25 protein-coding genes are annotated in these 18,070 nt (G+C 64.1%); 11 read left to right on the top strand and 14 right to left on the bottom strand.

The genetic code is table 11. The features are described 5' to 3' along the window. Positions 1-18 precede the first annotated feature (18 nt). The 13 genes from AWY79_RS00240 to AWY79_RS00175 all read right to left on the bottom strand — a co-directional run bounded on the left by AWY79_RS00240 (position 19) and on the right by AWY79_RS00175 (position 10,359). The gene (locus AWY79_RS00240; RefSeq protein ID WP_066798964.1) at positions 19-420 is read right to left on the bottom strand and encodes a hypothetical protein; all 402 of its coding nucleotides are present in this window, start codon (positions 418-420) and stop codon (positions 19-21) included. Between the two features lie 3 nt (positions 421-423). After that, positions 424-1,518 carry a phage protease gene (locus tag AWY79_RS00235; protein ID WP_078063536.1) on the bottom strand — a complete coding sequence of 365 codons (1,095 nt, stop codon included), beginning with the start codon at positions 1,516-1,518 and terminating at the stop codon, positions 424-426. 404 nt (positions 1,519-1,922) lie between these two features. Then, a complete protein-coding gene (locus AWY79_RS00225) occupies positions 1,923-3,185 on the bottom strand; it encodes a phage head morphogenesis protein (RefSeq protein ID WP_066798961.1) in 1,263 nt (420 codons plus the stop codon). A gap of 2 nt (positions 3,186-3,187) precedes the next feature. Further along, complete coding sequence (locus AWY79_RS00220) at positions 3,188-4,723, bottom strand: DUF935 domain-containing protein (RefSeq protein WP_066798960.1); 1,536 nt, start codon at positions 4,721-4,723, stop codon at positions 3,188-3,190. Next, entirely contained in the window at positions 4,720-6,081 is a 1,362-nt protein-coding gene (locus tag AWY79_RS00215) for a terminase large subunit domain-containing protein (protein ID WP_066798958.1), read from the bottom strand. The genes AWY79_RS00220 and AWY79_RS00215 overlap by 4 nt, the downstream gene beginning before the upstream one ends. After that, complete coding sequence (locus tag AWY79_RS00210; protein ID WP_066798956.1) at positions 6,078-6,662, bottom strand: DUF3486 family protein; 585 nt, start codon at positions 6,660-6,662, stop codon at positions 6,078-6,080. The genes AWY79_RS00215 and AWY79_RS00210 overlap by 4 nt, the downstream gene beginning before the upstream one ends. A gap of 1 nt (position 6,663) precedes the next feature. After that, positions 6,664-6,960, bottom strand: a complete 297-nt coding sequence (locus AWY79_RS00205; RefSeq protein ID WP_066798955.1) for a VpaChn25_0724 family phage protein — start codon at positions 6,958-6,960, stop codon at positions 6,664-6,666. Next, a complete protein-coding gene (locus AWY79_RS00200) occupies positions 6,960-7,331 on the bottom strand; it encodes a DUF2730 family protein (RefSeq protein ID WP_066798953.1) in 372 nt (123 codons plus the stop codon). Before AWY79_RS00200 ends, AWY79_RS00205 begins: the two co-directional genes overlap by 1 nt. Continuing rightward, complete coding sequence (locus AWY79_RS18515) at positions 7,324-7,968, bottom strand: hypothetical protein (RefSeq protein ID WP_066798951.1); 645 nt, start codon at positions 7,966-7,968, stop codon at positions 7,324-7,326. The genes AWY79_RS00200 and AWY79_RS18515 overlap by 8 nt, the downstream gene beginning before the upstream one ends. Next, positions 7,965-8,597, bottom strand: a complete 633-nt coding sequence (locus tag AWY79_RS00190; protein WP_066798949.1) for a transglycosylase SLT domain-containing protein — start codon at positions 8,595-8,597, stop codon at positions 7,965-7,967. Before AWY79_RS00190 ends, AWY79_RS18515 begins: the two co-directional genes overlap by 4 nt. After that, entirely contained in the window at positions 8,598-8,921 is a 324-nt protein-coding gene (locus tag AWY79_RS00185; protein WP_066798947.1) for a putative holin, read from the bottom strand. 176 nt (positions 8,922-9,097) lie between these two features. Continuing rightward, positions 9,098-9,946: a hypothetical protein gene (locus tag AWY79_RS00180; RefSeq protein ID WP_066798940.1), complete on the bottom strand. Its 849-nt coding sequence runs from the start codon at positions 9,944-9,946 to the stop codon at positions 9,098-9,100. 71 nt (positions 9,947-10,017) lie between these two features. Beyond that, the gene (locus AWY79_RS00175; protein WP_066798938.1) at positions 10,018-10,359 is read right to left on the bottom strand and encodes a helix-turn-helix domain-containing protein; all 342 of its coding nucleotides are present in this window, start codon (positions 10,357-10,359) and stop codon (positions 10,018-10,020) included. A gap of 125 nt (positions 10,360-10,484) precedes the next feature. Here AWY79_RS00175 and AWY79_RS00170 point away from each other — a divergent pair, with 125 nt between their 5' ends. The 3 genes from AWY79_RS00170 (at position 10,485) to AWY79_RS18585 (ending at position 11,470) form a co-directional block, all read left to right on the top strand. Beyond that, a complete protein-coding gene (locus tag AWY79_RS00170; RefSeq protein WP_066798936.1) occupies positions 10,485-10,709 on the top strand; it encodes a helix-turn-helix domain-containing protein in 225 nt (74 codons plus the stop codon). Positions 10,710-10,774: 65 nt separating this feature from the next. Continuing rightward, positions 10,775-11,191 carry a hypothetical protein gene (locus AWY79_RS00165; protein ID WP_066798934.1) on the top strand — a complete coding sequence of 139 codons (417 nt, stop codon included), beginning with the start codon at positions 10,775-10,777 and terminating at the stop codon, positions 11,189-11,191. Positions 11,192-11,200: 9 nt separating this feature from the next. Next, positions 11,201-11,470, top strand: a complete 270-nt coding sequence (locus AWY79_RS18585) for a hypothetical protein (RefSeq protein ID WP_133987424.1) — start codon at positions 11,201-11,203, stop codon at positions 11,468-11,470. A 207-nt stretch (positions 11,471-11,677) separates the two neighbouring features. Here the strand turns inward: AWY79_RS18585 and AWY79_RS00155 are convergent, their stop codons facing one another. Beyond that, positions 11,678-12,175 (bottom strand): hypothetical protein, encoded by a 498-nt coding sequence (locus tag AWY79_RS00155; RefSeq protein WP_066798932.1) that lies wholly within the window; start codon positions 12,173-12,175, stop codon positions 11,678-11,680. A gap of 105 nt (positions 12,176-12,280) precedes the next feature. On the opposite strand from AWY79_RS00155, the gene AWY79_RS00150 reads away from it, so the two are divergent. From AWY79_RS00150 to AWY79_RS00115, 8 genes are read left to right on the top strand one after another with little or no spacing between them, the layout of a single operon-like run. Further along, on the top strand, positions 12,281-12,505 hold the full coding sequence (locus AWY79_RS00150; protein WP_066798931.1) for a hypothetical protein: 225 nt from the start codon (positions 12,281-12,283) through the stop codon (positions 12,503-12,505). After that, positions 12,498-12,797, top strand: a complete 300-nt coding sequence (locus AWY79_RS00145) for a helix-turn-helix domain-containing protein (RefSeq protein ID WP_066798930.1) — start codon at positions 12,498-12,500, stop codon at positions 12,795-12,797. Before AWY79_RS00150 ends, AWY79_RS00145 begins: the two co-directional genes overlap by 8 nt. Positions 12,798-12,813: 16 nt before the next feature. Further along, positions 12,814-13,119, top strand: coding sequence for a hypothetical protein (locus AWY79_RS00140; RefSeq protein ID WP_066798929.1), 306 nt, complete (start codon positions 12,814-12,816; stop codon positions 13,117-13,119). Beyond that, entirely contained in the window at positions 13,109-14,413 is a 1,305-nt protein-coding gene (locus tag AWY79_RS00135; RefSeq protein ID WP_066798927.1) for a hypothetical protein, read from the top strand. The genes AWY79_RS00140 and AWY79_RS00135 overlap by 11 nt, the downstream gene beginning before the upstream one ends. Before the next feature lie 3 nt (positions 14,414-14,416). After that, positions 14,417-16,138, top strand: a complete 1,722-nt coding sequence (locus AWY79_RS00130; protein ID WP_066798924.1) for a DDE-type integrase/transposase/recombinase — start codon at positions 14,417-14,419, stop codon at positions 16,136-16,138. Then, positions 16,135-17,304, top strand: coding sequence for an AAA family ATPase (locus AWY79_RS00125; protein WP_066798922.1), 1,170 nt, complete (start codon positions 16,135-16,137; stop codon positions 17,302-17,304). Before AWY79_RS00130 ends, AWY79_RS00125 begins: the two co-directional genes overlap by 4 nt. 11 nt (positions 17,305-17,315) lie before the next feature. Beyond that, positions 17,316-17,564, top strand: a complete 249-nt coding sequence (locus AWY79_RS00120; protein WP_066798919.1) for a hypothetical protein — start codon at positions 17,316-17,318, stop codon at positions 17,562-17,564. Further along, positions 17,557-18,066, top strand: a complete 510-nt coding sequence (locus AWY79_RS00115) for a host-nuclease inhibitor Gam family protein (protein WP_066798917.1) — start codon at positions 17,557-17,559, stop codon at positions 18,064-18,066. Before AWY79_RS00120 ends, AWY79_RS00115 begins: the two co-directional genes overlap by 8 nt. Positions 18,067-18,070: the final 4 nt, after the last annotated feature.

Raw genomic sequence — 18,070 nt, 5'->3', positions numbered from 1 at the left:
TTTTTATGTCTCCTTGGGTTACTCGACCCACACGCCGTCGGATTCCACGCCGACCACGATGCCCGCTGCGGAGCGGGTCGAGGTGCCGTCGGTCGCGGCCACGGTCTGGTCGTCGACGATGTAACAAGGCTTGCCCAGGCTGGCCTGGGTGACGGGGTCGGCGTCCGAGTTCTCGAACTTGAACGCCTTCAGGCGACCGACACGGACGGTCTTGTCGCCGTCAGCGCCGTCGGTGTTGTCCACCTGTTCCTCGGCGCGCCCGAGGTAGGTGAGGGTCGTGGCCGTGCTGCCGGGGGCGGCGTAGCCGGTGGCGTTGGCCACCACGATGCCGCCGCCGTAAACCTTGGCACCGGCAGCCATCGGGACGGGGATTTCCTTGCCGTCCTTGAGCGGGGTGTTGCGATCAGCGGAAAGAGCCATGGGTTAGCCCTCCTTCCCGGCGTACTTGGCCAGGTCTTCAGCGGTGTTGCCGAACTGCGCGGCGATGTGGGCCTGCTGCTGGTTCAGGGCCTTTTCCGTGTTGCCGGGCGTTTCCGGCAGCTGCGGATCGGCGATGAGCTGGGGCGCGGACTTGGCGAACGCCTCGAACTGGGCCAGGCCGTTTTCGGTCCGGCACATGGCCATGTGGTAGTCCTTGCTCGCCGGGGCAATCTTGCCTTCCCTGATGGCGGTGTTGACCGCGACCTCGATCTTGCCGTCCAGCTCCTTGGCGTCGCGCTCCTTGATCGCCTTCTCGGCGGTCTCGGCGCGATTGAGGGCCTGCATCAGGTCGGCGCGCGGCACCAGGCTGGACAGGTCCACGCCCTGGGGCAGCCCTTGGGCGTTGAGAGCCTTGCTCGTGGTCAGTTCCTTGGCCTTGGCGGCAGCCGCGTCGGCCCCCGCGTCCTCGGTCAGGCCGAGCGCGGACAGCAGGTCCTTGCTCATGGCCCGGTTGGAAGCCGTGGAAAGGTCCCCCTGGACCTTGGTCACGGCGTCGATGATTTCCTGGTCGGATGCCGTCTCCGGCAGACCAAGCTTTTGGCACAGTGCCTTGCGCATGGCGTCGTCCTCCATGGTTGCCACCTGCCGGTTGAGCGCGGTCAGGTGAAGGTTGGGTTTATTGGTCAGCCCTGCGGAATCCAGGGCTACGATGCGCAGATCCTTGGTGTAGAAAAAGACGGGGCTGAGATAACGGTATTCGCGGGCCTCGACCTGAGCGCGACCGCGCACGGTCCAATCCACGCGCCCCCACACGCCGCCATCTCCATTTCGGTCGGCCAACTCCGTGATCCACGCGGCGGCCGGGGCTTCCTCGCCCAAGGCTCCTTTCTTGTCGGTGGAGTGCTCGCGGTCGATGGGCATGTCGATTTGGCCGCCAACGAAACGATCCATGACGGAGCGATGTTCCTCGGGGCCGAACCACCAATAGCGGCCGTCGCGGCCCTCGACTTTGGGACCGGGGGGCAGGAGCTGCACCCACTCAGGCGCGGCCCCGTTGACCAATTCAACATTTATTGCTTTGAGGAAGTCTTTGTGCATGGAGCCGACGTTGACACGCTCAACCGGCCCCTGGCTTGTAACCGAGGTTATAAAATGAGACGGGGATCAGGTCGGGCTGGCTGGGATCGGGTGACAATGCCGGGCATCGAGGACCACGGCGGGGCGTTCACAGGCGTTCATGAACGCCCTACGGCGCATTTTCCCGGAAAAACCGGGCGAGGGCTCGCGCCGGAGGGCGACGGCGCGACAGGGGCGAATTTGGCGGAGTGGGTTTGACTCGGACGATGTGAGGGTGTATTTATGGATCAGCTGGCCGCGACACGGTGATGAATCTCCCGGCCGTAACCCGGCGCTTGCGTCGGTGTATTATGCGGGGTTGCCGGACTCGGTCCGGGCAGGGAGGCCCCGCCGGTCAGCTGACAATGAGCCTCGTACCCCGAGGCTCATTTTTGTTTGCCCCGCAGGCGGCGCAGCTCGACGTCCCGTCGGGCGTCGCTGGACGGCAAGCGCCGGAGGCTCGTCATAAACAGCGCCTTGCCCGTCCGCGTAGCCTTGACCACCACCACATACCCGTCGGACTCCAGCAGATAGACCAGGCTCCTGGGGCCGTCCTGGATGGCCTCGCCGCGATCCAGGGCGTCCTGGACGGTGGCGTATTCGTCGAAGGCCAGTTCGGGATGCGCGCGCAGCTGCTTGGCCATTGTCTCCGGCGACAGGTTGACCAACCGGACCTTGCCGCCGATCCGGGCCGCGTCGGCCTCGGACATGAGGCCGATGGGAAAGTCCGCCTTGGGCGACTTGGCCCAATCCTCCAGCGTACCCGCCACCAGCTCGCGGACAACCGGGCCGCCTTCGGCTCCTGCCTGGACGAGCTTCTGCCCTGCCAGCTCCAGGGACTTGTTGAGGCGGCCTGCCGCGCCGGGGTTGTAGTCCCAGCCGGGGTCGACGCCGACCGGCACGCGGTGCACCTCGCCGGTGCGCTTGTTGACCCACTCCCGCGTCCCGAGGTTCGGGGCCTTTGTCCTGACCGGCACAGATGAAGGCATGCGGTGGCCGGTGGGCAACCCTGTGTCCGGGTTGATCTCCTGCTCCGGCTCCGGGGCGCGAACGCCGTTCTTTTGCAACCGCGCGTATTCGCCCTTGGAGACCTGGCGCACATGGCACTTGCAGCCCCAGCCGTTGGGCGGCATGTGCGTTGACCAGAACGTTTCATCCACCGGCAGCAGCAGGCCGTGAAAGGCCACATGCTCCGGGCGGTGCTCCCGCGACGGTCCCAGCTGATAGAGCAGGTACGGCAGCCCGGCCTTGGTGCGCTGAATGCGCTCCCACTGCCCGGCGCTGCGCGCGGTGCGCATGTTGGTCTCGTATATCACCTTCAGGCGGCGGGGGCTGCCGAGCTGCACCATGCGCGTCTCGCCGGTCAACGGGTCGGTCTGCGCCTTGACGCCCCACCACCCCTTGCGCTGGAGGGTCGGAGTCAGGTTCTTGGCGAAGTCGCGGTAAGTGCGGCCCTCGGCCAGGGCGCGGTCCACCTCGGCCCGGATGTCGGAAAGAATATCGAGCTTGGTGGCCTTGGCCACAGTGAACGCCGAGGCATGCTCCTCGCGCCAGACGTCGGTGTGGTCGAAGCTCGGCTTGATGCCCTTGGACCTGAACCAGGCCAGGGCTTCCTTGGGCGGCGGGATGAGATGCGCGGGCTTGGCCACGGCTAGTCCTCAACGTCGCCCAGGCCGCGCGCCCTGAAGGTCGCCTCGGCCAGGGAGCGGATCAGCGTCTCGGCGTCCATGGCGCGGGCGATCTCGCCCAGGCCGTCCAGGAACTCGTCGTAATCGGCGCAGCGGTCGGCCAGTTCCTGCACGGGGTTGACGAGGGGGGCCATGATCGGCTCCCAATCGGCCAGAGCCTCGTCGGCCATGCGCTCCAGCTCGTCGGCGTCGGTTTCGGCGCGGTTCATGGCGCGGTTGATAGCCGGGGCCGGTTCTGCCTGAGCGTCCAGGCCGAGCAGGTCGGTGTCGCCCTCGGGCTCCGGGAATCCCAGCCGCTCGCGCACTGACCGGGCCGAGATGCGCGCGCCGCCGAGCGGCACGATCTTGTTGAGGATGTCGGCCAGCGCCGTGATGTCCTCGGGCTCCTCCTCATGGATGCGGACGCGGGGATAGCGCTCCTGGACGCCGTAGTTCAGGTCCACGAACGGTTTGACCAGGTCGCGGTTTACCGTCGCCGCGACCTGCTTGCCGTCGTCATTCTTGATGTCCAGCCGGACCTCGTTGTGCACCTCGGCCTGCGCCTGGGAGCTGCCGTCGTCCGTGGTCATGGTCTGGCCCAGGATGCCCTTGGAAATCTGGCGGTCCAGGTACTCGGCCAGCCGCAGGAACAGCTCCTGACCACCGGCGGACTTGGCCGCCTCGACGAACTCCAGGCGCATGGAGTCGGGCAGGATCGCGGCCGCGTCCATGCCGATGTTGGCCACGGCCCGGCGCAGGATGTCCTTGTCGCGCTCGGAGGCGTTCTCGCCGTATCGACCGATGCGGATGGGCATGCCGAACACCTCGCAGAACGCCATCCAGTCGGTCAGCGAATACGCCTTGCACATCCAGGCCACGGCGGCAAGCCGGGCAATGCCACCCCGGATCGGGATGCCGGACTTGAGATGCGGGATATGCACGATAAACTTGAACGGCGAAAGCGGAACGCCCTCAAAACTCGCCTCGTCGGTCAGCAGATGCAGCTTCTGGCGGGAGGTCCTATCGAAGACGAAAAAGCGCGGGTCGCGCCAGATGTACTCCCTGGGCGTCCACTGGGCTCCGCTCTGGTCCCACATGATCTCGCAGGCGGAATACCCCTTGCCCAGGCTGTCCAGCAGGTCGGTGACCAGGTGGGAAAATTCGGGACGCTCCACCAGCTCCTTGACGGCCTCGGCTATCTCCCGGTCCTTGGGGGAATCCGAGGCGGGAATAACGTTGGGCTCGATACCGGCCACGGCCCGCTTGCGGGTGGACAGGACCGAGGCGTAGTGCAGGTCGCGCTCCTCCATCTCTTCCGCCAGGATCAGATACTCGCGGGCGTCGCCGTCGGCAGCCGCGCGCAGGACTTGGGCGAGTCGCTGCGGGGTCAGCCCCAGGGCCACGGATTCATTGTCCCAGATGGAACGGATTCCGGTCAGAGACGGGGCCGCCGCCTCTTCGGTCAAAGCCTTGCGGACGATGGGATTGCCTCGGCTGTCATACAGGAGGGGAGTCTTCATAGAATACCTCTGCTGAATCCGGCGGTGCAGCGACACGGCCGGTCGTCTTTGTCGTCGTCAATCCTGGGGGGGCGGACGGCTTCGTATTCGAAACGTTCCTGGCCGACGTCGGCGGCGGCCTGGGCGAGAAAGCAGGCCCAAGCTCGGTCGGCGTGGCCCGAGGCATCGGACTCGGCCACGAAACGCGGGGCCCCGGTGGGGGTGCTCTCACGGCGCAGCTTATGCAGGTCGGCCCGCAGCGCTTGATCACCGAGAGGAATGCGCACGGTCTTGTCGTCGAAGCCTTCCTTGCCCAGGGTCGCCAGGTAGAGTTTGGTCGCAGGGTTGAAGATGACTCCCTGGACACGCACCTGACCGTGGCGGCGTTTGGCATCCTCGACGGGTTTCTCCCCCATGCCGGTCTGGTCCATGCGGCAGGCCACAACGTGGTAGCGGGCGAAGACTTCGTCCAGGAGAGCGTCCTGCTCGGCAAAAGAGATCCGCTTGCGCACGATCACCTCGCGGGTCCAAAGGACGTCGCCCACCTTCTCGAAAATCCAGATGACGAACAGGTCGCCCCGTATGCCGATGTCCACGCCCACGAAGCAGGGGCCGCCGGTGTAGTTCTCCGGGATGCCCGCCCGCTCATGCTCCACGCCGCCGATCAGGTCGTAGGAGAGCCAGGCGGACGCCTCGTCCAGCCACTTCAGCTCGTATTCCTGCGCCCAGGCGTCGTCGTCGCCCAGACCGGCGCGCAGCTCGGCTATGTCACGCGGAAGCCCCTCGGCAACGGCCTGGTGAATGTCCACCACATGGCGGCTCCACACCTTGCCGAGAGCGGCATCGGTCATCAGCTCGTAGAATTTATTGCCCTTGCCGTTGGGGGTGGAGACCACGCGCAGCCGGAGTCCAGGCTTGGAGATGACCGGGAACAGCGCCGCCCATATCTTGCGGGAGTCGGCATGGTAGGCGAACTCGTCGAGGAACACGTTGGCCGAAAAACCGCGCGCCGTGTCGGGGTTTGCAGGCAGGGCCGTCACCCGGCTGCCGTGCTTGAGGATGATCTCCTGGGCCTTGATGGAGGAGCCGTCCTCGTACCGGTACCCGGAGTCCTCGGAGTAGGCGTCGAAGCCAGCGCCCATGGCGCGCAGGTGGAGCTTGAGGCCTTCGTCCATGGCCTCCTTGGCCTGGCGCTCGCCGCGCGACAGGATAACCCACCGGGTGCGCTCCTTGCGGATGTCGTGTTCCAGGATGTCGTCGGCGATCTCGTAGGTGGTGGTAAACGTCTTGCCGGTCTGGCGTGCGAACATGCCGACCTTGAACCGGGACTGATCCGCAGCCCATCGCTGCTGATACGGATGCAGGATGCCGTTGCTCATGCCTCGCCTCGGTAGACGGCCCGGATGCGCTGGAGGACGTCCTCGGCGGAAGCCTTGCCGCCGTCCTGCTTGGCGACTTCTTCCACGGCCTTGTCCATCTCGGCCTCGGCCTCGGCCCGCGCCTCCTCTCGCAGCTTGGCGATGAGGTCGGCGTCCTGCTTGGAGGCCCTGGCCAAGTGGTCCATGGCCTTGGCCATCTCCATGGCCCCGCGCGGGGACAGGGTGAGCAGCACGGATTGCGCATCGTCGCTGCCGGGGTTGTCGGCCCCGTCGGGCAGTTGGGAGATCATGTCCAGGATGACGCCGTGAAGCAGCTCGATGTTGAGCCTGGCGGTCTTGGATTCCGGGGCGTCGCCCTGGTTCCGCACGATAGCCTCGGCCACCTCGCGGGACCGGCGGATGCGTTCGCTGACCTTGTCGATATGCTGCTTGTAGCGGCCCAGCGCCGACCGCGAAACCTGTACGTCCATGGACTCCAGGTGCGTGAGGATTTCGTCCAGGGTGCGTCCCTGGTCCAGGAGCGCGCCGATGCGGTCACGGATGGCGGGCGGCAGCCGCTTTATGGTGGATTGACGGGGCATGCTACACCCCCGGCACAGGCCGCTTGACGCCGGGTACGCGGGCGCGCCCGGCGGCCACGTCGGCCCCGCGCGCGGTCAGCTGCACGACCCTGACGGACTCCAGCTCCTTGACGGCGACAAGCCCCTGCTCGGCCAGCCAGGCGGCGTCGGTCTCCACCTGGTCCTGGGAGCAGTTGTGGGCCATTTCGCGCAAGCCGGATGCCAGTACGTAGGTGTTGGCCTGAGCCGCCGGGGCCAGGTCCAGCAGGCAGAGCAGCACAAGGCGGCGGTCCTCGGTAAGCAGATCAGCGAAGCTCATTATTTCCCTCCGGATAATTCGTGTTCGAGGAGCAGGTTGAGGGGGCGCTCTATGCGCTTCATGGCGTCGGCGTTTGCCTCGGCACCGACCCGCAGCGCCTTGATGTCTCCGGCCATGTCTCCGAGCTGTTCCTTGATGGCGGAAATCTCCCGCCCCGTCGGAGCGGCGGCCTGAGTATCCTTCACCGTCTGGAGTTTGTCCCGCAGCAGGGCTACTTCGTCCTCATGCGCCTTGCATTTCCGGTCGCAGTCCTTGCGGCCAACGAACTTGCTGCCGAGGTAGATGATGCCGACGGTAGTGAGGAGCTGGGCCGCCGTGATGAGGAAGGAAATAACGCGGCTCCAGTCGGCCAGAGTGGAGAGGTCAGTCATGTTCAACCTCCGGCAACCCTTCGGCCCAGTCAATCAGGGCGTTGAGCTGGGCCTCCATGTGACGGCTGCGCCTGGCGTTGTCCCGGACGTGGGCGAGGATGTCGGCGAGGGTCACGGCTGCGCCTCCTCGAAGTACCCCGGCACCAGCGGTTCCGGCGGCTCCGGCCTCTCCAGCAGCGCCGGGGGCGGCTCCGGGCAGGGCGCGACCACCGTCACCGGGACCGGCTCCGATGGCCTCGTTGTAGAGGCGCACCCACTCAGGGCTGACGCGGACAGTGCCGTCAGCAACGACAATATGATCACGGCTCGCATTGGCTATCCTTTGCTTGGTCAGCTCGCGGGACTGACGGTTGATGGTTTTTCGGGCGGCCAGGTACTCGGCCTCCAGGGCGTTGCCCCGGGCCGTGGCGGCCTCCAGGGCATGACGGGCCAGGGCCTCGGCCTCGGCCAGGGCCTCGGCGTGACCGGCGCGAATGTCGGCCACCTCGGCCCGGCGCTTGAGGTCGGCGGCGGCGTATCCGGCGCGGTAGCCCTTCCAGGCGGCCACGCCCACCAGGACGGCCAGCAGGATGGTCAGGGCCAACCCCACGGCAACCCTCTTCCAGACAGAACCGGTCAGGGTGGAGATGATGTTCATGGGCACATTCCTTTGCCCCACCCGGCACCCTCGTACAGAGGTTCGAGCAGGAGCAGGATTCGGCGCGGATAGGCGCGGTTCTCGCGGATGGCCCAGGGGGCACGCCCGGCGTTGACCGCTTCCACCTGGTCCCACCATTGGGCCGGGTCCAGCCCCTGGGCCTCGGCCAGCCGCTCGTCGCGCCGGAGCCAGCCCAGGCCGCCGTTGTAGGCGGACAGGGTCTTGGCCATCCGGTCGCAATCGGTGGCTGCCGAAATGCGGGACCACAGGTGCAGGTCGTAGGCGGTCAGGGCGCGCAGCGCCCAGCCCGGATTGAACGGATCGGCCTCGCCGACCTGCGGAGCGACCTCAGGGAGCCAGTTGGCGGTGGACGCAGTGAACTGCGCCAGGCCGTCAGCGTAGGGCGACCGCGCGTCGGGGTTCCAATAGCTTTCCTGGTGGACCTGGGCCGCGAAGGTGGCTACGGGCGCATTAAGCCCCCACTCCGCGCGGGCGCAGCGGATGAGCGTCGAGCGGTACTGCTGGGCGCGGGCAGGGATGTCGCCCGCGTCGGCCCATGAGGCCATGCCCAGGACGGTCAGCAAAGCGACCGTCAGGGCAAGCAGCAGCTCCCAGTTGCGGCGCAACATCTACAGCCCCAGCCCTACGGCCAGCATGGCGGCGGCCACGATTACGGCGCGGCGGATTTGAGCGGTGATGTAAAGCGTGTCCCACAGGTCAAACCTCAGCGCATCGCCGGACATTTCCCTGGGGTTCACCGGGTCGGGCGACAGAATGTGCGGCCTGGCGTACGGGAACAGCGCCCGGTCAAGGATGTACCCGGCCACTCCGGCCAGGAGGACCAGGGCGACCTTGTAGGCGATGACGCCGAGCTGCTGCGGGGAGATCAGGGCGACCAGGCAAAGCAGGGCAAGGGCCAGGGTCGCGGTCTTGGTCATTCGGGGGGTGCGCATGGGGCCTCCTCTTTTGGGAAGGCGGGCAGCGCCTAGGAGACCGTCGCGCCCGCCTCCCCGTTGATGGGGTGTTCTCGGGGGCCACGATACGGCTGGCGCGGAGGCGGGTCTTGTAACCGAGGTTATAAAAAGGAGGGCGTGGAAAAGGCCGCCCGGAGGCGGCCTGGTTGGGAAATCTAGAGAGGGATGTCCAAGAACTTTGGGACGTCGTCGAATGGCTTGTCCAATAGTAGGGACACGGCGGCCTGTTTGTTGACAGCTAGAGTCTTGCCGTCCACCCCGATATCCACGAAAATATGATGGCCACGACTCCGAGAAAGGTCAGGCGGCAGGTCCGCCTCGTCCCAAACGACGAACTCAAGCGTAACCACATCTCGCCACTCCCCACTGTGCAGGTGCACCTCATGCTCGGCAACCCCAATGCAATCCATCTGTGAGGAGTATCTGACCAACCCCGGGAACTTGTCCGCCAAGGCCAGGGCTACGGAGTCGACAAGTTCGATTGTCTTTGGGGATGTGTCACGGGGGAGAGCGAAGCTGGACACAACCAAAGGGCCATGCGAAGGCAGGTCCGGCAGCTCAATTGCAGCAGCATCCGAATAAAGCCTCTGTCCATTCTCAAGGACCTCAACGTTAGGCCCTGTAAGACGTTTGTTTTTTGGACCCAAGACCGCCTCCTGATCCGGGAGGACGCCGAACGTCACGACATACTGTCCGGCCTTGATCCCTTTTTCGTAGATCGAGGGAAACCAACTCCGAAAATGTCCCCCCCTCACCACGACATCCCATTGCCTGGGATCAACCGAGGCGTCGGTATACAATGGGCGGCTGTCCGGCGGAGGAGTGCCAATCCAGGTGTTCACCTTGGTGCCGTCGGGGAGATTGGTTTCAACTTCAAGGACCAACCTGCCATTCCAGGCAATATTCAACTTGGCCGTTGAGAATTGGGGATGGATATTTTGACCATCCCCACAGCCATATAGGGCAATGACCAGCAACAGAATCAGCACAAATGGCTTAATCACCCGGAGCCTCCTTTCCAATTCTTCACACCCGACCCTTGAATCCCTCGACTAAAGGCAGCCCGCCAAGCCGCCTACTCAGCTTTCTTCATCTTTTCGGTTTGTGATTCCGCCAGTACAGAAGCCATCGTTTCCACGCTCCGGCGACCTTTTTCCGGGCTGGCACGGTAGTTGGCGATGAGCGCGGACTCGCGGGGAGAAAGCTCCATGGGCGGTTCTCCCCCTAGCAACAGCCACTGCGGGTCAACGCCAAAATCCTTTATCAGCTTCTGGAGAAATGAAGCCGAGGGTTCGTTGTCTCCCCGCTCATAGCGGATCAAAGTATTCCTCCCGATGCCCACTCTTTTCGCAAAGTCGCCCTGGGTCATTTGCCCTCTGATTATGGCAATGCGCTGGCCTAGCGTGTCTTCAGGCATGACAATCCTTTTCACCCAACTATGGTGCTTGACATTGCACCAATCTTGGTGCAAACAATAAATACACAACGCGACAGATAACGACTCTCGCTAGTGCGAGAGCAAACAAAACAAGGTGTTAGACCATGCCTCGAACCTCCAAGGAAGTCCTCGAAGACTTTGCCCGCAAAGGCGTTTCCATCGCCGCCTGGGCGCGAGCCAAGGGCTATGACGCGGATCTCACCCGCGCGATCCTTCGCAATGAACGAGCCGCCATCCGTGGCCAGTCCCACAACATCGCCGTCGAGTTGGGACTCAAAGATGGCGAGATCGTCCGGGAACACGACATTGCTACGGCCATGACCGCTTAGCCCACCTATACCCGGCACTGCCCAGGAAAACAATGTCCAGGAAGCCACAAAAACTAGGCGCAGGCATGGTCCAATTGACCCTGCCGCTGTCCAGCCTGCCGTCCCAGGAACGCGGAGCCGAGAGTCTGCGGGCGTCCGGGGCCGTCAAGGAGGCCCTGCGCCAGGCCTTGGACCGGTGTGGGCTGTCCCGCGACACCGTGGCCGACGAGCTGACCAGGCTGACCGGGGAGACCGTCACGGTCCACACCGTCAACAACTGGGCCGCCCAAGGCAAGAGCGAGCGACGCATCCCGCTGGATCAGCTGGCGGCCCTGTCCATCGTCACTGGAGACCCCGGCATCGCCCGCGCGGCCCTGGAGCCCGCCGGGCTCGTCGTCTTGGATAAGGATCAGGCGATCTATTACGAGCTCGGCCTTGTCGAGGCCGAGGCAAAGCAACGAGCCGAGGCGCGCAAAGCCGCCTGGGCCAAGCTCAAGAGGTAGGAGGCTGTCATGAGTAGAATTTGCGGCGGGTGCGCCCATTATGAACACACGGTAGGCTGTCTGCACATCGGTGCTGGTTCCCGGTTCTGCATGGCCGGTCATGCCACGACACCGGCGTGTCCTTATTACGAGGACGCCCTTGACCCGAACACCAGAGCCTGCGCCACCTGCCGTTTCCTGCTGTCCGACGACGCCGGACGCGGAGAATGCCACGCCCCCGACTCCACCTGGCCCAAGCGCTCCGATATCCGCTGCAAGGTCTGGGAGCAAAGGGGATGAACAGTATTCCATTCATTTGCGCCATATTCCACGAGAATGCGTTGACCATCGAACTGGAGCGCGACCGGGAAGACTTCTGGGTCAACCTGGGCGAGTTCGCCGGGTGGGGCCGCTTCCGCAACCGTGACAGGGTTTGGCACAAGGGTGAGGAAGTCCTCATTCCCCTGGGGGTGAAGATCGATCCGGCAACCGTCAAACGCCCCCCGGTCAAAGAACATGTGTTCCTATTAGTCGAAGTAGTTCCGGCACATTCTCCGCCGCCTTCTCCCATAGTATGCGCGTCAAATGTTCTATGGAGGAAGCGGGAAGCTCTCGAAGTGCTTGCAAAACAGAACGCTTATCTGCGGGGGCTAGAGAACTGTGATTGACGCACGATTCAATCATATCCCTGCATTCGGCATGGAAACGCACGGTGACGGTCCTCTTGACGACCGCAAGCCCGCCGTCCTTTTGCAGGAAATCCTGGCCATCGTGGAGAATCCTTATGGCGGAAACAGAGACCATCGGTTCGTCTCCGGACATGCGGACACCGCTGACAAGCATTCCATGCTCCTCAAGGTAGACCATGTTGGAGCTCAGCTTCCGCTCGTCGCCTTCGGCCAGGTCCAGAAGGTTCTCCCATGTTCCGCGCGGCGCTTCGCACGGGTGGAACGAGGCCAGGTGTTCAAGGATTCGCACCTGCAAGGCTCGATCAATTTTACTCATATTTCCGGTTCCTCCTGTGCGGTTCGAGCGCCGAAGAGCGCCCGTGGTTTGTCCGCCCCGACCATAGCAGGAGGAACCGGCATCCACAAACAACAGGAGGAGGCCATGCACCACAAGCCGATCACCGTCGCGGATACGCTCCAGATGCAGCGCATGCGCCAGGCCCTGGCCCTGATCGAACAGCGCGTCATCACCGATGCCGACCTGCGGACCATCTGCCCCAGGCCGGACGACCGGGCCAACCTGGTGGCCTTGCTCCTGGCCGGTGGGTTCGTGGCCGCCACCCTGTACCCGGTGAATCCGGGATCGGAGGCCAAAGCCCATGGCTAAGTCCACCTCCTCCCGCCGCGTCCTGCGCGTTCTGGCCCTGCTCAAGGGGCATACCCTGGACGGGTTGGCCAACGGCGAGATCGCCCAGGCCCTGGACGAGACGCCCGTCAACATTTCCCGCGCCCTGGCCGTCCTGGCCGAGGAGGGGTGGGTCACCCAACTGCCCTCCGGGCGCTATGCCCACCACATCAGCGTCTTGCAGCTCGCCCAGGCCCACGCCAACGAAATGGACCGGGCGTCCTCCCGCATCCGCGAAATCAACCAGCGCGTCATGGCGGGCGCGCACAACTAGGAAGGAGACACCTTAGATGTCTAACAAAATTATCCTACAAGACGACCTGACCGCTGACGAGATGTACATCCAGAACAACACCGAGCTGACGCTCAACCGCATCCTGGCCGACCAGCAGGGCAACCCCGCCGTCTACGCACTGGGTGCCTCGGGACCGGCTCTGTGCCGCAAGATTCGTGGCGTGCTCCCGGACGCAGTGTTTTGCTCTATCGAGGCCAACGGCGTCGAGATCGGATTGTCCGGCATCGTGCAGGGGTTGCAGACATGCGGCGCACTGTTCGGCCTGCTCCTGGCTCTCAAGGAGGCGCGTCATGGCAACTAGAAAGCTCGTCAACGCCAAAGACATCCTGGGCAGCCTGGATTTGCAGGAGCTTATATCCAATACCGCAGCGACCGAAGACGAACTGGGGGCGCTGCAGGAGAGAGCTGTGACCGCCGTCAGCATGGCTATGTCCCTGGAGATCGAAAACGAGAAGCAGCTTACTGACGAGGCCCTGGCCACCATAGCCGGAAGCGTTGTCACCACCATGGACGTCAAGAGCGCGGCCCTGTCCGGCTACCAGGTGCTGGTCAGCTATTTCGGCCCCACCGGCGTACCGGACCAGCTTCCCACCACCTGGGCGAAATCATGGTCAGGCTGGCGGATCGACACCCCCCTGATCCCGGAGATCGCGCCCGAGCGCAGCGCGGCCCTGACCGACGTGCAGCACACCGCCTCGGCAGCCATCCAGGCCGTTATGGACGTCGAAGGAGTACTCCGGGACCTGGGCCGACTGGATGCGACCCTGTTTTATGCGAACGTCGCAGATTCTATGCTCGTGCAAATTTTTGAAAAAGTAAAAAAAGAAAAGGCTTACAAAAAACTTCACTACCACGACGAGTCCGGAAACCTGCGACAGTTTCAGACTTTAGAAGAATTCTGCGGGGCCAAGCTCGGCAAATCCTATCGCCGCCTGCAAGAGCTCTCCGGGCACATGCAGGCCCTTGGAGCCGACCTCTACGAAGCGGCTGAACGTATTGGCTTCCGTAACCGAGACTACCGCGCCTTGAAGGCGTTGCCCGAGGCCGAGCAGGCCATCGTCAAGCAGGCCATCGAGTCCGAGAGCAAGGAAGAGGTCCTCACGATCCTGGAGGACCTGGCCGCCCGCAACCAGGCCGAGCGCGAGGCCGCCAGGAAGGAACGCGAGGACCTTGCCGCCGACCATGAGGCGCGGGGCAAATTGCTGGAGGACAAGAGCCAGCGGCTCGCCAAGACCGAGGAGGAGCTGTACCGGCTCAAGAGCCTGCCCAAGGACGCGGATCTGGAGCTGCGCCTGGCGCGCGAGGCCGAGGCGGTCCAGGCCATGGAGAAGGCGTACATGGCGGCCCTGGTGGGGCTCAACGAACTGCTGGTTCAGGTCGAGGCGATCTTGAACAGCCACGACGTATCGGTCCACACCTCACAGCATGCGGTGGGCACTGTCGGCAACTACTGCCGGGCCGTCAACGCCGTGTTGATCAAGCACGAAATCCCGGTGGACTTCGAGGAAGAAGTCAGCCCGGAATGGATGCGCGAGACTGCCCTGGACGAACTGGAAGCTGGCCGGACCAACATTCCCACCGGGCGGGGCTGGTAGATCATGACCGTCAAGCTCGGCGTCCTCGACACCCTCCGCGCCCTGGCCTCCCGTTTGGACGAGGCCGGGCACGGCCAGCGGCAGCGCCTGGTCAGCCAGGCCGCGCGCCTCCTGAATTGTTCCGAGCAGACCGTATACCGCAAGCTCAAGTCCGAGATCGGCTGGACCTCGGGTCGCAAGCGGAGGGCCGACGCCGGGCGGCTGACCGTGTCCGAGGACACGGCTCTGGCCGTGGCGCACCTGATGCATAAGGCCACGCGCGAAAACGGCAAACGGATCATGCACATGACCGACGCCAGGGACATGATGAAGGAGTCCGGGTTCGAGGACGCCGACGTTTCCACCACCACCATAAGCAGGGCCATGCGCCGGTACGGGTGCCACCCGGACATGCTGGCCCAGGGGAAGGCGCACGTACACATGCGGTCTCTACATCCCAACCACGTCTGGCAGGTGGACCCCTCCATGTGCGTTCTATTCTACCTGCCCAAGGGCGGGTTGAGCGTGATGGAGGAGAGCAAGTTCTACAAAAACAAGCTCCACAACTTCCGCAAGCACGAGCAGGAGCGGGTGTGGCGCTACGTCATTACCGACCACTATTCCGGCACCATCTACGTCAAGTACGTGCAGGCTCCCGGCGAATCGGCCCAGGGACTGGTGGACGTCTTCCTGGACGCCATCAGCGACCGGGGGCTGCGCGACCCCATGCACGGGGTGCCGGACATGCTGATCATGGACAAGGGCAGCGCGAACACGGCCCACCTATTCACCAACCTGCTGGAGAGGCTGGGCGTGAAATGGGACACCCACCAGGCGGGCAATCCGCGCGCCAAGGGGTCCGTCGAATGCGGCAACAACATCGTTGAAACCAAGTTCGAATCCCGGCTCACCTTCCTCCGCGTCCAGGACGTTGCCGAGTTGCAGGATGCGGCAAACCGTTGGGCGCAGCACTTCAACGCCCGCGCGATCCACACCAGGACCGGCAAGTCGCGCAACGATGTCTGGCTGACCATCACCGAGGCGCAGTTGCGACTGGCCCCGGCCCTGGAGCTGTGCCGGGAGCTGGTCACGACCAAGCCCGTCCCCGCCAAGGTGACCGACTCCCTGACCATAACCCACGCGGTTAAAGGCTTCGGGAAAAACGAGTACGACCTGCGCATGTTGCCGGTGGTGCCGAGCATGCGAGTACAGGTGGTGGTTAACCCCTATCGCGCTCCTGCGGTGGACGTAGTTGTGCCCGATCCGTCCCTGCCCGAAGACCCGGTTTGGACCGTGGAGCCGGTGCGCAAGAACGATGTCGGCTTTTGGGAAGACGGCCCGGTGTTCGGGCAGGACTACCAGGCTCAGCCGGACACCATTGCGGACCGGCACGTCAAGGCCATCGACGAAGCGGCAGGCACGGACGCCAAGCACCCCCGCGCCCCCCAGGGCGTGGACGTCATGGCCGACATCAAGCCCGCCCCCGAATACCTGCCCAAGCGGGGCCGCGATCTCGGCCTGGACGCGAGCCGCCGGGAGTTGCCGCCGCTGACCGTCGTGGAGGCCGCCATGCAGCTGCGCGCCCGCCTGGGCGACCAGTGGTCCGGCGAGTCCTACGCATGGCTCACGCAACGCTACCCGGACGGCGTCCCCGTGGACGAAATGGAGTCCATCGAGGCCCGGTTCGCCAAGCGGGACGTTACGCCCGCGCCGCTCAAGCTGGTGGCCAACGGGGGGAGATCATGAGCCTGCTGAAATATTTGATGAAGGAGGTTGGCCTCTCGCAGCGCGCTCTGGCCCGAGGATTGGCCCTCAGCCCGGCCACGGTCAACGAGATCGTCAACCGCGACAACTGGCCCAAGAGCCTGGACCGCAAGGAACTCCAGTCGAACATCCGCAAGCAACTGCGGGATGCCGGAGTCGGCAGCAACCGGGTCTCGGCCCTGTTCCGCTCCCCGTCCACGCGCAAAAGCAAACCGGCGGCTGCCGTCGCCACAACCCAGGAGGAGACCCCTATGTTGTTAGCCAGACAGGAACTGTTCCCGGAGACCAAGCGTCATTTCGGATTGGTCCGCAACCCGTTCGGTGAGGTCACCGGCCCCGAGGAAGTGTTCCTCTCGGCAGACATCCGGTATGTCCGCGAGGCCATGTTCCTCACCGCCCGTAAGGGTGGATTCATTGCCGTTATCGGCGAGTCCGGGTCCGGCAAGTCCACGCTGCGCAAGGAGCTGGTGGACCGCATCAACCGCGAGAAGCAAGCCGTCCACATCATCGAACCGTATGTCCTGGCCATGGAGGACAACGACAAGACCGGCAAGACGCTCAAGGCGCAACATCTGGCAGAGGCGGTCCTGGCCACCGTGGCCCCGTCCGAGGCGCTCAAGTCTTCGCCCGAGGCCCGGTTCCGCCAACTGCACCGCGTCCTGCGCGACTCCGCCAACGCCGGGGCCTCCCATTGCCTGATCATTGAGGAGGCGCACGGGTTGCCCATCACCACGCTCAAGCACCTCAAGAGGTTCCTGGAGCTGGAGGACGGCTTCCGCAAGCTCCTGTCCATCATCCTGCTCGGCCAGCCCGAACTGAAGCACAAGCTGTCGGAAAGCAACGCCCAGGTCCGCGAGGTGGTCCAGCGCTGCGAGAAGATAGAACTGCGCCCCATGAACGGTTCCTTGCCCGAGTACATCAAGTTCCGCTTTGCCCGCGTCGAGGCCGACGCGGAAAAGATCATCACCGCCGACGCCATCGAGGCGCTGCGCTCCAATCTGACCGGCGCTACCAGCCGCTCGGGCGTCAACGACTCGGTGTCCCTGGTCTATCCCCTGGCCGTGGGCAACCTTGTGGTGGCCGCCATGAACCTGGCCGCCAACGTGGGCTCCCCGCAGGTCACCCCCGAAATCGTTAACCAAGTTTAGGAGGCCGGATCATGAAACTCGAAATCGTCCCTGAAAACGAGACCCGGCGACAGACCGGCAACCGGGCCTGGAGCATGCCTAACGGTTCCATCAGTCACAGTCTCGCCCGCCAGGCCCTGGAGCTGAAAGGACTGATCCAGCGAGACATGGCGGCCGTGTCCGTTGAAAGGGCAAACGGCATCTGCAACCTGATCCTTGAAGTTAGCAAGGACGTTGCCAAGCTTGAAACCGAACAGATTGCAGGAGGAATTCATGGCTAGAACCAAACCCAACACCCTGGTCATCACCACGGCCAACCAGGCAGAGGAGGCCATGCTCTCGCTGGCCCGACTGACCCGGAAAATCAAGGCGATCGAACTGGACGCCCAGGAGAACATCGACACCATCAAGACCAACGCGGTGAACGAAATGGAGCCGCTCAAGGCCACCATCAAGGAGCTGGGCGACGCCGTGTGCACCTATGCGACCCTGAACAAGGATCAGTTGTTCAAGGGGCGCAAGAGCCTGGAAACGCCGTATGGCGTATTCGGCTGGCGCAAGGCTACCAAGCTGCTCACCATTGCGAAGATGAACCTGTCCGATGTCCTGGAGCGACTCCGCGAGCTGAATATCATGGAAGCCATCAAGACGAAAGAGTCCGTGGACAAGACCGTCATGCGGGACTGGACCGACGCCAAGCTGCAATCCGTTGGCATGCGCCGGGTAGTCTCGGACGAGTTCTTCCTGGAGCCGAACGACGAGAACGTCGGGGGTGAGTCATGAGCGA

It is taken from the genome of Pseudodesulfovibrio indicus, from assembly GCF_001563225.1.
Lineage (GTDB): Bacteria > Desulfobacterota > Desulfovibrionia > Desulfovibrionales > Desulfovibrionaceae > Pseudodesulfovibrio > Pseudodesulfovibrio indicus.
Note: the sequence above shows the minus strand (reverse complement) of the source record. Positions and strands in the feature narration are given on the sequence as shown.